Source organism: Mesorhizobium sp. CA6 (genome assembly GCF_020165035.1).
Taxonomy (GTDB): domain Bacteria; phylum Pseudomonadota; class Alphaproteobacteria; order Rhizobiales; family Rhizobiaceae; genus Mesorhizobium.
Genome location: NZ_JAIUHI010000024.1, coordinates 1 through 12857, shown reverse-complemented (window position 1 = coordinate 12857; position 12857 = coordinate 1). Strand labels below are relative to the sequence as shown.

14 protein-coding genes are annotated in these 12857 nt (G+C 61.0%); 9 read left to right on the top strand and 5 right to left on the bottom strand.

What is annotated here, in order from left to right; translation table 11 throughout:
- The first annotated feature begins 56 nt into the window (after nt 1-56).
- Nucleotides 57-827, top strand: coding sequence for a hypothetical protein (locus tag LB526_RS26765; protein ID WP_224630345.1), 771 nt, complete (start codon nt 57-59; stop codon nt 825-827).
- Nucleotides 828-860: 33 nt separating this feature from the next.
- Here LB526_RS26765 and LB526_RS26760 read toward each other — a convergent pair whose 3' ends face one another.
- Complete coding sequence (locus tag LB526_RS26760) at nt 861-1841, bottom strand: GlxA family transcriptional regulator (RefSeq protein ID WP_224607889.1); 981 nt, start codon at nt 1839-1841, stop codon at nt 861-863.
- Between the two features lie 302 nt (nt 1842-2143).
- Here LB526_RS26760 and LB526_RS26755 point away from each other — a divergent pair, with 302 nt between their 5' ends.
- From LB526_RS26755 to LB526_RS26740, 4 genes are all read left to right on the top strand, one after another.
- Entirely contained in the window at nt 2144-3004 is an 861-nt protein-coding gene (locus tag LB526_RS26755) for an FAD binding domain-containing protein (protein ID WP_224630344.1), read from the top strand.
- A complete protein-coding gene (locus LB526_RS26750; RefSeq protein ID WP_095768250.1) occupies nt 3004-3480 on the top strand; it encodes a (2Fe-2S)-binding protein in 477 nt (158 codons plus the stop codon). Before LB526_RS26755 ends, LB526_RS26750 begins: the two co-directional genes overlap by 1 nt.
- A 2-nt stretch (nt 3481-3482) precedes the next feature.
- Nucleotides 3483-5747: a xanthine dehydrogenase family protein molybdopterin-binding subunit gene (locus LB526_RS26745; RefSeq protein ID WP_224630343.1), complete on the top strand. Its 2265-nt coding sequence runs from the start codon at nt 3483-3485 to the stop codon at nt 5745-5747.
- 173 nt (nt 5748-5920) lie between these two features.
- A complete protein-coding gene (locus LB526_RS26740; protein ID WP_140726707.1) occupies nt 5921-6166 on the top strand; it encodes a MoaD/ThiS family protein in 246 nt (81 codons plus the stop codon).
- A gap of 19 nt (nt 6167-6185) precedes the next feature.
- On the opposite strand, the gene LB526_RS26735 is transcribed toward LB526_RS26740, so the two are convergent.
- The gene (locus tag LB526_RS26735) at nt 6186-6329 is read right to left on the bottom strand and encodes a hypothetical protein (RefSeq protein WP_224630342.1); all 144 of its coding nucleotides are present in this window, start codon (nt 6327-6329) and stop codon (nt 6186-6188) included.
- 837 nt (nt 6330-7166) lie between these two features.
- Here LB526_RS26735 and LB526_RS26730 point away from each other — a divergent pair.
- Together LB526_RS26730 and LB526_RS26725 are read left to right on the top strand one after the other, a co-directional pair.
- Nucleotides 7167-7343: a hypothetical protein gene (locus tag LB526_RS26730; protein ID WP_224548393.1), complete on the top strand. Its 177-nt coding sequence runs from the start codon at nt 7167-7169 to the stop codon at nt 7341-7343.
- 283 nt (nt 7344-7626) lie between these two features.
- Nucleotides 7627-7815 (top strand): hypothetical protein, encoded by a 189-nt coding sequence (locus LB526_RS26725; RefSeq protein ID WP_224630341.1) that lies wholly within the window; start codon nt 7627-7629, stop codon nt 7813-7815.
- A gap of 291 nt (nt 7816-8106) precedes the next feature.
- Here the strand turns inward: LB526_RS26725 and LB526_RS26720 are convergent, their stop codons facing one another.
- Nucleotides 8107-8562, bottom strand: a complete 456-nt coding sequence (locus tag LB526_RS26720; protein ID WP_224630340.1) for a very short patch repair endonuclease — start codon at nt 8560-8562, stop codon at nt 8107-8109.
- Nucleotides 8563-8570: 8 nt separating this feature from the next.
- On the bottom strand, nt 8571-9662 hold the full coding sequence (locus LB526_RS26715; protein WP_224630339.1) for a DNA cytosine methyltransferase: 1092 nt from the start codon (nt 9660-9662) through the stop codon (nt 8571-8573).
- Between the two features lie 77 nt (nt 9663-9739).
- Here LB526_RS26715 and LB526_RS26710 point away from each other — a divergent pair, with 77 nt between their 5' ends.
- Both LB526_RS26710 and LB526_RS26705 read left to right on the top strand, forming a co-directional pair.
- Nucleotides 9740-11137: an ATP-binding protein gene (locus tag LB526_RS26710; protein ID WP_224630338.1), complete on the top strand. Its 1398-nt coding sequence runs from the start codon at nt 9740-9742 to the stop codon at nt 11135-11137.
- Nucleotides 11134-12081, top strand: coding sequence for an O-methyltransferase (locus LB526_RS26705; RefSeq protein ID WP_224630337.1), 948 nt, complete (start codon nt 11134-11136; stop codon nt 12079-12081). Before LB526_RS26710 ends, LB526_RS26705 begins: the two co-directional genes overlap by 4 nt.
- Nucleotides 12082-12124: 43 nt before the next feature.
- On the opposite strand, the gene LB526_RS26700 is transcribed toward LB526_RS26705, so the two are convergent.
- The gene (locus LB526_RS26700) at nt 12125-12547 is read right to left on the bottom strand and encodes a DOPA 4,5-dioxygenase family protein (RefSeq protein ID WP_224630336.1); all 423 of its coding nucleotides are present in this window, start codon (nt 12545-12547) and stop codon (nt 12125-12127) included.
- Nucleotides 12548-12857: the final 310 nt, after the last annotated feature.

The following is a 12857-nucleotide window of genomic DNA, read 5'->3' as shown; positions in this document are numbered from 1 at the left end:
GATGGTCAGCAGTACATTTGGATTGGCACGAACGCATGCCCAGGAGGGGTCCTGAAATGGGCAAATACGTGGCGGTCGCTTTGATGATCGCAGCCGCTACCGGGCCGGCGGCCGCCCTTGATGTCGGCGGTGGCGGCAAGGTCGGCGGCATTGGCGTCGGCGCTGGACTGGGCGCCGGATCACAAGGTGTCTCCGCTGGCTTGGGGGCAAATGTCGGCGGCTTGGGCGGCGCAAGCGTTGGCGCGTCGGTGAGCTCAGGCGGCGTCAGCCTTGGCGCGTCGGCAGGCGCAGGAGGGGCGAGCCTTGGCGCGTCCGCGAATGCTGGTACCGGGTCCATCGGCGCCAGCGTTTCGACGGGTGACGCTGCAGGCAGCGCAAGCGCGGGCGTGTCGACGGGTGCCGGCACGGCAACGTCAGGCACCGGGGATACCGCGCCCCCCGACAACCCCACCGTTTTCTCTGCAAAAAGCGCAACAGCCGCGATCAGCCTGCCATCCGTCCTCAAACCTTCCAGCGCACGTGGCGGGGAGTTCGGGCGGTTTGGAGCGGGGTATCCTTTTGCGCCCCTTGTATCGCTGAAAGCGAAGCCAGGCACGCCGCCCAAAGTCGTGAGCGCTTGCCGCGCGGCGATCATGTCGGCCACGACGCCGCTTGGTGCTGTGCGCGTATACGCGGTCAGTGCCGGTCCGATGCGCCAACGCAAAGCCGGTCTGGCGGCGCCGATCGAGGTGCGAATAAACTATGCGCTTCCAGGCGGCATCCAAGTTCGACAAGCGAAGGTCCTGTGTCGCCTTAGTGCGACGGGGAAGGTCATCGCCGTGACATAGGGACCAGCTAGCCGAAGTCGTGCACAGGGACCGCTATCTGGCGATGTCACTCGCCGCTGCCCGGTTCGGGTGCCTGAGATTGGTCGGCGTGATGCCGGCCTGTTGGCGAAAGACACGGCTGAAATGGCCGGCATTGGCAAAGCCGCAGCGATAGGCGATCTCGCCGATCGCGAGGTCGCTGCCTTCCAGCAGCGATCTGGCATAGTGAACCCTGAGCGCAAGATAGGCGGCCATCGGGCCGATGCCGAGCTCGGCGCCGAACAGGCGCTCGAGCTGGCGGCGCGAGCAGTTCTGCCTGGCGGCGATCTCGGCGATCGGGATCGGCTCCTGCAGATTGCTTTCCATCAGGAGCAGCGCCCGCTTCACCGCGCGGCTCGCGGCCGCTGGAAAAAGGTCGCCGACCGGCTGCACGTCGCGGCTGGAGCGGATACGGTCGAGCACGAGAATCTTGGCCGCCTTTTCCGCCGCCTTCCGGCCGATGAATTGCGAGACGAAATAGCCGGCGAGATCGGCCGCGCCCGTGCCGCCGGCGCAAGTGGCGCGGCCGCGGTCGACGGAATAGAGGCTGTCGGCATGCGCGTTCACATCGGGGAACTCGGCGCGAAAATCCTTGATGTGGAACCAGCTGACCGCAGCGCTGTAGCCGTCGAGCAGGCCGTAGCGCGCCAGCACGAAGCTGCCGGTGCAGAGCGCGGTGAGCGGCACGCCCTTCTGCGCAGCGCGCAACAGGAACGCCTCCTTTTCCGAACTCAGCTTGCGGCTGGTGTCGAGCAGGCCGCCGACCACCACGACATTGTCGAAATCCTCCGGATTGCCCATCGCTCTCGTTGGCAGCAATTCGACGCCGCAGCTGGCGCGGATCGGCAGGCCGCGCTCGCCGACGATCTCCCAGTCGAACTCGATCCTGCGGCTGCGGTCGCCCTCGTCGCCGGCGAGCCTCAGCGTGTCGATGAACAGCGACAGCGGCGACAAGGTGAAATCGCGCACCAAAAGAAATGCGAACTTCTTGGCCATTTTTTTGCGAGCCGACGCCCCCTGCCTTGTCTCAAAGCCATTTTCGACCATTCCGCACGGTCGGCGCTGCTTCGCCAACGCCGCCACGCGGGCAATAGGCGACGCGCGTGGCGTTAATCGCATGAATGGCTCCGCCTGGGCGATTGCCGCATCCGGCTCTGTCGCGCGGCCTGGCCCTGGCCCGCCCTCTGGGCGCATCTGGAATAGGGCTCTGGCCCAACCCGGACATGCACGAACGGGATGGCCATTATAACCAGACGCTTTATAACGGGCGATCCGATTATGACCACCAAGGGGAGACGATGCGTTACATACGTCCGCTTTCAATCGAAGATGCCGTTGGCGAGCTCGCCAAGGCAGTAGGCCCGGCCGCGATCCTGGCCGGGGGCAGCGACCTTTTGGTGAGGATGAAGGGCGGCTTCATCGAGCCCGAGCTGATCGTCGACATCAAGGCGATCGGCGGCCTGGCCGACATTGCCGAAACGGCCGACGGTTTTCGGATCGGCGCCGCGGTGCCCTGCGCGGTGCTGGGCGAGAACAAGGCGCTCAAGCAGGCATGGCCCGGCGTCGTCGAGGCGGCCAACCTGATCGGCTCCAAGCAGGTGCAGGGCCGCTGCACCATCACCGGCAATCTTTGCAATGCCTCGCCCGCCGCCGACAGCGTGCCGGCGCTGGTCGCGGCCGCGGCACAAGCAGTCGTCGCCGGGCCTTCGGGCAAGCGCACGATTGCCGTGGAAGCCGTGCCGACCGGACCCGGCCGCACGTCTCTGGCCAAGGGCGAGATGATCGAGGCGATTCTGCTCGACAAGCGGCCTGAGCATGCGGGCGACGCCTATCTGCGTTTCATTCCGCGCACCGAGATGGACATCGCGGTGGTGAGCGCCGGCGTCAACCTGACGCTGGACGAGAAGGGCGCGATCAAGACCGCCCGCGTGGCGCTCGGCGCCGCCGCACCCACGGTGCTTCTGGTCGAGGAAGCCGGGCAAGTGCTGGTCGGCTCGAAGCTCGACGAAGAAACGCTGGAGCGGCTGGCGAAGATCTGCTCCGGCGCTTGCCGCCCGATCGACGACAAGCGCGGCACCATCGAATTCAGACGGAAAGTCGCGGGCGTGCTGGCGCAGAGAGCCGCAACGACCGCCTACACGCGTGCGGGAGGCAAATAATGGCCGGTATAGCTGTATCAACCACGATCAACGGCGACGCCGTCGAATATCTGTGCCAGCCCGATGAGACGCTGCTGGACGTGCTGCGCGACCGGCTGGGGCTCACCGGCGCCAAGGAAGGCTGCGGCACCGGCGACTGCGGCGCCTGCAGCGTCATCGTCGACGGCAGGCTGGTCTGCTCCTGCCTGGTGCTGGGCGCAGAAGCCGAGGGCCGCAAGGTCGAGACCATCGAAGGCATGGCGCATGGCGACCAGCTGCATCCGCTGCAGCAGAAATTTCTGGAGCATGCGGCCTTGCAATGCGGCATCTGCACCCCGGGCTTCCTGATCGCGGCCAAGGACCTGCTGGAGAAGAACCCCTCGCCCACCGAGGAGGAAATCCGCTTTGGGCTGGCCGGCAATCTCTGCCGCTGCACCGGCTATGACAAGATCGTGCGCGCCGTCCAGGATGCGGCAAACGTGATGAAGGGAGCCTGATCATGAACTTCGATCCGCGCTACTCCGGACGCAATTTCTCCTCGGTCGGCACCCGGCCGGTCCGCCCCGACGGCGTCGACAAGGTGACGGGACGCGCTCGCTACGGCGCCGACTTCAACATGGCCGGCCAGCTGGTTGGCCGCGTGCTGCGCAGCCCGCACGCGCATGCGGTGATCAAAAGCATCAACACGTCGAAGGCGGAAAAGCTCGCCGGCGTGAAGGCGGTGATCACGGCGAAGGACCTGCCCGACCTCACCGACGGCGATGCCGCCATGTACGACATCCTCGACAACTGCATGGCGCGCAAGAAGGCCCTCTATGACGGCCATGCGGTGGCCGCGGTAGCGGCGATCGACGCCCGCACCGCCCGCCAGGCGCTGAAGCTGATCGAGGTCGACTATGAAGTGCTGCCGCATGTCACCGATGTCGACGAGGCGGCGCAGCACCATGCGCCGCTGATCAACGATCAGGTCTATACCGAGGGCCTGGAGGAAAAGCCGGCCAAGCCCTCCAACGTCACCAAGCGGACCCAGTTCGGCCATGGCGATGTCCACAAGGGTTTCGCCGAGGCCGATTTCATCGTCGAGCGCTCGTTCAAGACCGAGCAGACGCATCAGGGCTATATCGAGCCGCATGCCTGCGTGGCGAGCGTCAACCCGGACGGCACGGCGGAGCTTTGGGTGTGCACGCAGGGCCATTTCGTCTATCGCCAGCATTGCGCCCAGTTGCTTGGGCTCGAAGCCTCGAAGCTGCGCGTCACCTCGTCGGAGATCGGCGGCGGCTTCGGCGGCAAGACCCATGTCTGGGCCGAACCGGTGGCGCTTGCCTTGTCCAGAAAGGCCGGCCGCCCCGTAAAACTGGTGATGACCCGCGACGAGGTTTTTCGCGCCTCGGGCCCGACCAGCGCCACCTCGATCGACGTCAAGATCGGCGCCAGGAAGGACGGCACGATCACCGCGGCGGAAGCGACGCTGCGCTATAGCTGCGGCCCCTACGCCGGCTCCTGGGCCGAGATCGGCGCCATGACGGCCTTCGCCTGCTACAAGCTCGAGAACGTCAAGACGGTCGGCTACGAAGTGCTGGTCAACCGGCCGAAGACCGCGGCCTATCGCGCGCCCTCCGCGCCGATGGCCGCCTTTGCCGTGGAAAGCGCGGTGGACGAGCTCGCCAAGGAGCTCGGCATGGATGCGGTGGACTTCCGCATCAAGAACGCCGCGCAGGAAGGCACGCGCTCGTCCTACGGCCCGGTCTACGGACCGATCGGCATCGGGCCGACGCTGGAAGCGGTGAAGAGCCATCCGCATATGAAGGCGCCGCTGAAAGCCAACCAGGGGCGCGGCATGGCTTGCGGCTTCTGGTTCAACTTCGGCGGCCAGACCTGCACGGATCTGAACATCGGCATGGACGGCACGGTGTCGCTGGCCGTCGGCACGGTCGATGTCGGCGGGTCCCGCGCCTCGCTGTCGCTGGTGGCGGCGGAGGAGCTCGGCATCGACTACTCCAACGTCAAGGCGATCGTCGCCGACACGTCCTCGCTGGGCTACAACGACATGACCGACGGCAGCCGCGGCACCTTCTCCTCTTCGATGGCGACGATCTCGGCCGCGCGCAACGCGATCAAGATTCTCAAGGATCGAGCCGCGCAGATGTGGGACATCCCGGTGGAGGACGTGACCTGGGAAAAGGGCCACGCCATCGCCAAGGGCGAGAAATACGGCAACCTCTCGCCGCTGTCGCTGAAGGACATCGCCGCCAAGTCGGGCACGACCGGCGGTCCGATCGCCGGCCATAGCGAGCTCGTCGCCGACGGCGCCGGCGTCTCCTTCGCCACCCATATCTGCGACATCGAGGTCGACCCCGAGACCGGCGCGACCAGGGTGATCCGCTACACGGTGGTGCAGGACGCCGGCAAGGCGGTGCACCCGACCTATGTCGAGGGCCAGTACCAGGGCGGTGCCGCGCAAGGCATCGGCTGGGCGCTCAACGAGGAGTATATCTACGGCAAGGACGGGCGGCTGCAGAACGCCGGCTTCCTCGACTACCGCATCCCGGTCTGCTCCGACCTGCCGATGATCGACACGCAGATCCTGGAAATCCCCAACCCCAACCACCCCTATGGCGTGCGCGGCGTGGGCGAAACCTCGATCGTGCCGCCGCTGGCGGCGATCGCCAACGCGGTGTCGAACGCGGTGGGCGTGCGCATGACCCACATCCCGATGTCGCCGCCGCGCATCCTGGCGGCGCTGGAGGCGGAGCGGGAAGGCTGAGAGGTATCCAAGCTAGGGCAAGGTGTGGTGAGATTCAGGTCAGGCCGAGCCGAGAATGATGGCTTCCGAGAACCGGAGCGGAGCGTACTTGACGTACGTGAGCACCGGAAGCGCAGGAAGCCTTCATTCGCAGGCCGGCCTCACCTGAAATATCGACACACCTTGAGGCGCTAATGGTCGCCGTCACCCTCTGGGGCTCGCTCAGCGCCGTCGCCGGCGGCAAGGCCAAGCACGAGATCGAGGCCAAGGACATCAGGGAGCTGTTCCGCAAGCTGGCGGAACAGTATCCCGGGATCGAGCCCTGGATCGATCGGGGAATTGCCGTGGCGATCGACGGGACGATCTATCGGGATACGTGGAGCAAGGAGTTGCCCGAGGGGGCGGAGATTTTCCTGCTGCCACGGTTGGCCGGGGGGTGAATGACCCGGCGGCTGGCCGTCATAACGCCTGCCATTGGCTGTCGAGCCGCTGACGCAGTTCCCGCTGCCGTTTGATTTCGGCAACGGGCGGCGACGAATGCATCGACAGAACTGCTGCAGCACGCAGGCGTTCCAAGACACCGGCGAAGATATCCGCAGCCACCTCCAGCCGCGGGTTTCCTTGTCTGGCGCCATGATATTGGCGCTGTCGAATTTGAAACCGGGATGTCTGGCGACCGTGCCGGCCGCTTTGGTTGCCCTTACCGTCTAAGCCCGAAAAAGCTCAAGATGGCGAGAATGACGACGACGAGGCCGATGAGATAGATAATGCTGTGCATGGCAGGTCCTCCTATGGAGGATTAATAATTAGCGTTCGCTAATGTTCCTTAGAGCGGCTGCTCCAAGCGTCCTTCGTTCGGCAGGCGCCCTGTCTCCAGTCCATTCCCCCCGCCGGTCAGGCTCGCGGACACCACCTGCTTTCGAGCCGGGCCGCTCATGATTATCGGGCTGGTTATCGGTTTGGCCGGTCTTCCCGCACAACGTTGTAGAGAAGAAGCCCCGCGGTCAAAGACACGACCGCACCCAGCATGTCGGGTCCGGTCAGCCCCGAATAGTACACAAAAGCGAATGCCAACTCGGCCATGGTTCCACCTGGGTATGCGATCCTTGCTGAGAGAACCCTTAGGGCGCGCTAATGTTCCTATGGTTCGGAATGGATCTGAGAAGTCCAGACCCCGCCTGCCCATGATAGGCGCCGAAGAACATTGGGTTCCACAGATGGGCCCTCTCTCCGACTGAGGTCCCATTCGCCAGCGCATTGGTCCATCGCGCGAAACATAATCCCTGCGATCTCATTAGGGCTGCGCTGACGAGCAATCAGTCCCTTCATCGTCAGTTGGCTGGATCGCCCGCCACCTGCTCCCAGGTGGTGGGCATCCGAAGAAAGAACAGGGGCTGGGGACAGAGGTGGACAATGTCGATTTCCGAGGAGTTGCGGGACGTGAGTCTCCGCTATGAATGCCCGAATTGCCGCCGGCCGATCATCAGGAACGGTTCATGGTTCAAGTCGGTGAGCACCTTCCGGTGCGATGCCTGCAAGACCAAGCTCAGGCTTGGCTATTCGGCCAAGCTGGCGCTTTTCGAACGCCACGGCAAGGCGGCGTTTTCGGGGGTGTAACCTATGCGGATGAGTGCCCGCGAACCCTTTGGCGAGCAGCAGCTTGCTTTCCGAGAGCGGTGGGAGATGCCCCCGACGGCCGTAAACGACAACAGCGCGCTCCAACACGGCGATCTTTCCAATCTCGTCCCGGCCGATGACGGCCTTGCAAGGATCGCCACGAAAGCGGAGCGGATGGGCATTGCGGCGGCCGTGGCGATCGGCCTTTTCATCGGGCCGGTCGTGTTCACGTGCCTGATGCTGAGCGTGTGGAACGCGGCGTTGGACAGCAACGGAGGCAAGCATGATCGAGACGTCCAGGATCCTGGAAACCAAGGTGGCGGGCTTGCAAGACAGGCTGAGGGAAGCCAAGCTCAGCATGGATGACATGCTGGCCTTTCAAAAGGTCGCGGACGTGCTGGACAATGGCTACGGCGGCATCGACGTCGACGACCTGATCGCGCTTTCGTTTGTGGTGCCGGAGGAAGGTTGAGGGGTTAGGCGGGGCCGGTCTAATCTGGTCGAAGTCACCCTCTGGGGCTGGTTCAGCGCCGTCGCCGGCGGCAAGGCCGGCACGAGATCGAGGCCAAGGACATTTTCAATCCGACGTCAGCACCGGAACAATAAACGACCATAGGGCGTCTTGCCGGCGACCAAGTTGTTCGGTGAGGGAGTTGTCCCTCCCCAATTCAGGCGACCTTTCATACACGCTCTCACTCACTATGAAACTTCAGCCGGCAACTCCGCGGCGAGCGCAGCCTAAAGATTTTGACCGATTCGAGGATCAAGGTCGCTCCTCATGGAGGCAAGCAAAGAGGCCGCTCGTAGGTACTCGACCTTCTAAAAAACGAACTAGTTTCGCTCGCAGGCTGTCACCATCGTTCGTCTCGCACTGCCAAACCACCATAATCTCCCACCCTTGGGCAGAAAGCTCGGTCACCAGATGCTGATCCCGCCGAACATTCTTGTCGAATTTTTCCTGCCAGAAATCGGTATGCGACTTCGGAACGGTTGCCTTCGCACATCCGAGGTGACGGTGCCAAAAGCACCCGTGCACAAATATAATTTTCTTCCTACTCGGAAAAACAAGATCCGGCTTTCCAGGAAGCGAGCAACTATGGAGGCGAAATCGGTACCCAAGTCGGTGAACAAGCTTCCTCACCACCATCTCTGGAGTGGTATCTTTGCTCCGCACACGGGACATGAGGTAGGAGCGTCGCTCAGGACTAAGTCGATCCACGGCACAATTCACTCGGCAGCTTGCAGCGAAGCGCCTACTGACAGCTTCTTCCGTACGGCCGAAAATAGTCTTTGTGCGACAATCGGCGAGACGCTATTCCCAATCATTCGGAAACTATGCCAAACGGTCGGATGGAATTTGAACCAGTCTGGAAAGCCCTGAAGTCGCGCAGCCTCGCGTACCGTGATCACGCGGGGCTCGTCAGGGTGCAAGGGACGCACTGCTTGACGGGACCCCTTATCAGGTCCCGTTCCGGCGCGGATTGTTGGACATTGTCCGCCCCACGCGAGCCTCGGGTGTCGACCGATTTCGTCCATCTCCCCTTGTAGAACAGAGGCAAATCTTTCTGCAATTTCGACCCTATGAATGGTGCGACGGTGACCGGTTGTCTTTCCGTCATTCGAGGCTAGCGCCCTTGCATATGCGGAACGATCCGTGGTTTCGGGGAGTTCCCAAACATCAAATCCATCGGCTCCGCTGATGGCGATGGCGTGGTGAAGATCGCCGATCGCATCCGCCACTGTAGCTGGGAGACAGCGTTCAGCAAGGAGATCGGTTTCGTTAAAATTATCAACATACCGCTTATCATATCCGACTACGAAAATGCGCGGCCGCCTTGTCGCTGCGCCAAATTCAGAGCCATCGACCATTATAGGTCCAACAATCTCGTATTGATCGGCGACTTGCTGCAACGCGGATTCCAGAAACGGGCGGTTTTTGCGGTTCGCCAACCCACGTACATTTTCCATCAAAAAAAATCGGGGGCGCGCCTCCGCGACTACTCGAAAAAAGTGATACAAAAGGAGGCGGCGGGGGTCATCGGGATTAGAGCGCCCAATCTCGCTAAAGCCCTGGCATGGCGGCCCCCCCACGATGCCGTCGATGCTTTTTCCAATCATCGACTTAAGATCATTGCCCGTAAGATCCGCAATGTCGCCAAGACGAAGTTTGCCGTTAGGGAAATTCGTGGCATGAGAACTGGTCAAAATCGGATCGGTATCCACCGATGCGCCGACGGCAAAGCCAGCCTGCCGCGCGCCGAGGCCGAGGCCGGAGCAGCCACAAAACAAATCCGCTAGGATGATATCATTCGAAGGCATCCTAGTCGACATACCCTATTACCCTCTTGCTGGCGACGGTTGTTCGCCGCTATCATCAAAAAATTGGGGGACCGGAAGTGACTGAACCAACACAGCAGAACGGCCAAGAATCTGCCAAAGACGACCCGCTAGCTGTTGATGCATCCCCTACAAAAGAATTCTTTGTAGATACGATTACTCGCGACATCGCGCTGGATCGCGCGTTGGCTGATCTAGTAGACAATTGTATCGATGGTGCAAAGCGCCTCCGGGACGCCACGGAAGCGATCGGCGAAGATATGGCCGGTGGTCAAAGGTACAATGACCTTCATGCCCGCCTGACAGTTACCCCGGAAGAGTTCATAGTCGCCGACAACTGCGGCGGAATCGCGCTCGATGTCGCCCGAAAGTATGCTTTCAAATTCGGGCGCGCCGCCGGCTTTACTGAGACACCCAATTCAGTCGGACAGTTCGGGGTCGGGATGAAGCGCGCCTTGTTCAAGATGGGCAGGCGATTTGAAGTTAAGACTGCTGATACTCAGCATTCCTACAGGATCGATGTTGACGTACAGAAATGGCTCACTGAGCGCTCATGGGACTTCCGAATTGAAGACCTGGAGGATAATACCGCCGGGAAGATAGGAGTTGGAACAACCATTCGGTGCTGGGACCTGTATCCTGGAGTTTCGGAACTCTTCAAGCAAGATTATTTCCGTCGTAATCTCGTAACCAGGATCCGAACTGCTCAACAGCATTTCATGAGAAACGGGTTTGCGATCTATATCAACGACGAGGCTATTATTCCGAACGAATGGCAGCTTCAGACCGGATCGGGTATTGATCCATTGCATCAGCGCTTTGAAGATAAACTTGGGGACGGTCCGCCCTTGCGCACACGTATTTTCGCAGGTGTCGGATCGTCCAACCAAGCGCAAGCCGGATGGTATGTTTTCTGCAACGGTCGCTGTATCGTCGAAGCCGACCAATCATCAGCAACGGGATGGGGCGACATCGCTGGCGGCGGTGGAATTGGCATTCCTCGATATCACAATCAGTTCTCACGCTTTCGCGGTTATGCATTCCTAGATTGTTCTAAGTCGGAAAAACTTCCGTGGAACACCACAAAGACTGGTCTAGACTACGAGGACCCGGCATACAGGATGTTGATCGGTCGCCTTGTGACAGCTACTCGACCAGTTATTGATTTCTTGAACGAGCTTGATCGTGAGACCGATCTCGAAGAGGGTGACAGAGAACTGTCAACTTCACTTAGAGGTTCAACGTCGACGCCCATCGCTGATCTGCCAGAGCGTCCGGCGTTTTCGTATAGCGCTCCGATTAGGCGCGGGCCTGCTCTGAAGTCGATATCTTACAAGAAACCTGAATCTGAGGTCGGGCAACTTGCGGCAAAACTTGAGGTACGTGCCGCAAAGGACGTTGGTGTCCGCAGTTTCGAGTATGCTTATCAGCGCTTGGTCGTCGAGGACGACCTTTGACCGACAGCTTCCGCAAGATCGACTATCGCCTTCGACCCGCCAAGCATGCCGAACGGGCTATGTTGGTAGAGCTGGTGAAACGCCTGAGATTCTGCCCGACTGAGACCTACCAATATATTGGAATGGGATCGGTTGCCTTTATCGATCATCGCATGATGCATCGTCATGCCGGTATCGCAGATATGATAAGTTTCGAAGGTACCGACGACGAAACGATCCAAGAGCGGTTTCGCAGAAACGTCCCGCTTTCTTGTGTGAAGATGGAATTCGGCATGTCCACAACTGTCTTGCCGAAGTTAGATTTCACGAAGCGCTCCGTAGTCTGGTTGGATTATGACGATACACTTCAACGAACTATGGTTAGCGACATTGAGACTGTGGGAAGGACAGTCGCCGATGGGTCCTTTGTCGCGGTAACGTTCGCAATCAGCTTCCCCACTGAAGCCGACAAGAGACCAATCGAAATGAGCCGTCTTCTAGGCGAATTTCCTGAGTATGTGACTGAGGATACTAAGCCTGGAGAGATGGAAAGCGGCGGCCTCGCGCGCTTGGGCAGACAAGCGTTTAGCGATCTTTTAGCCAAAGCCATATCCGACGCAGATGCCGGCATCGAACAAGATATGAAGCGACGCGCCGAACAAGTCTGCTATTTCCGATATCGCGATGGTGCTCCGATGTGCACGTTGGGGTGGGTGATAACCTCGAATCGAACTGCAGCTGCGTTCCAGCAAAGCAATCTTGCTGCACTCCCCTTCTATAAGTCTGGGAGCGAACCGTTTAACATTCGCATACCTAAAATCACACCTTATGAGGTGCGAGAAATGGAACGGCGGCTGCCTGATATTCAGCATCCGGAACTTACTTGGATTCCTTCGGGCGAGCGGACAGCGTTTGCGTCGATCTATAGGTTTCTGCCGACATTCGGTGTTTTCGAGCCTGTCTGAGCGCGTCGCTACGCTTCCACCGGTAAGCGAGTCCCGCCTCCCCTCACACTTCCAGCGTCGGCTCAGTATTCACCTCCAGCGCCTCTTCCGCCTCGTCCTCCTCGCCGAGCACCTCCCCCTTCACCGGCAACGCCTGCCCTATCCAGATAGGGTCGATCAGGTGGTCGCGCTTGGGGTTGGTGGTGTTGGGGTGGATGAGGATGCTCAGGCCGCCGTGGTTCAGCATCAGCCAGGGGACCAGCGTGGCGAAGATCTCGGTGGCGAAGGAGACCTGGTACATGGACTGCTCGTGCGGGCCGACCGGCTCGTCGCGCCAGTTGCCGAGCCGCACGCGAAAACGCTCGCCGATGCGCTGGCGCAGCCATTCGGCCTGCCGGCGCTGCGCTTCATCGCCGTAATAAATATGGGCGTGATAGCTGGCGATTTCCGAAAGCGGTCTCGGATCGTGCGGCTTGGCTTGGTTCATCGCGATGCTCCCCTCCCCGATGGTTCCAGTCTGTCGTGCGGAACTCTAGGCGGTTCTTCGGTTCATGGAAACGGCGAGCCGCTCTACAGACTGTTCAGTGTGGGCGCGTTTGGCCGTGATCGCAGACGCCAGCCCCGCCCCATCTCGGCGCTGCGCGCCGAGCCACCTCTTCCCACTTCGTCTACGGCATGCACATTTCCAGGCGGCTGGCCTTTGGCGATAGCGTGCATGGAAGCTTGGCGCATGCATTATCTTATGCAGCGCTGGTCGACCCCCACTCCGTCTCGGCTTCGCCGAGCCACCTCTCCCC

Bases quoted from the DNA above. Each gene is read 5' to 3' on its own strand.
- LB526_RS26765 (WP_224630345.1), top strand. From the start codon at position 57: ATGGGCAAATACGTGGCGGTCGCTTTGATGATCGCAGCCGCTACCGGG.
- LB526_RS26760 (WP_224607889.1), bottom strand. From the start codon at position 1,841: ATGGCCAAGAAGTTCGCATTTCTTTTGGTGCGCGATTTCACCTTGTCG.
- LB526_RS26755 (WP_224630344.1), top strand. From the start codon at position 2,144: ATGCGTTACATACGTCCGCTTTCAATCGAAGATGCCGTTGGCGAGCTC.
- LB526_RS26750 (WP_095768250.1), top strand. From the start codon at position 3,004: ATGGCCGGTATAGCTGTATCAACCACGATCAACGGCGACGCCGTCGAA.
- LB526_RS26745 (WP_224630343.1), top strand. From the start codon at position 3,483: ATGAACTTCGATCCGCGCTACTCCGGACGCAATTTCTCCTCGGTCGGC.
- LB526_RS26740 (WP_140726707.1), top strand. From the start codon at position 5,921: ATGGTCGCCGTCACCCTCTGGGGCTCGCTCAGCGCCGTCGCCGGCGGC.
- LB526_RS26725 (WP_224630341.1), top strand. From the start codon at position 7,627: ATGATCGAGACGTCCAGGATCCTGGAAACCAAGGTGGCGGGCTTGCAA.
- LB526_RS26715 (WP_224630339.1), bottom strand. From the start codon at position 9,662: ATGCCTTCGAATGATATCATCCTAGCGGATTTGTTTTGTGGCTGCTCC.
- LB526_RS26700 (WP_224630336.1), bottom strand. From the start codon at position 12,547: ATGAACCAAGCCAAGCCGCACGATCCGAGACCGCTTTCGGAAATCGCC.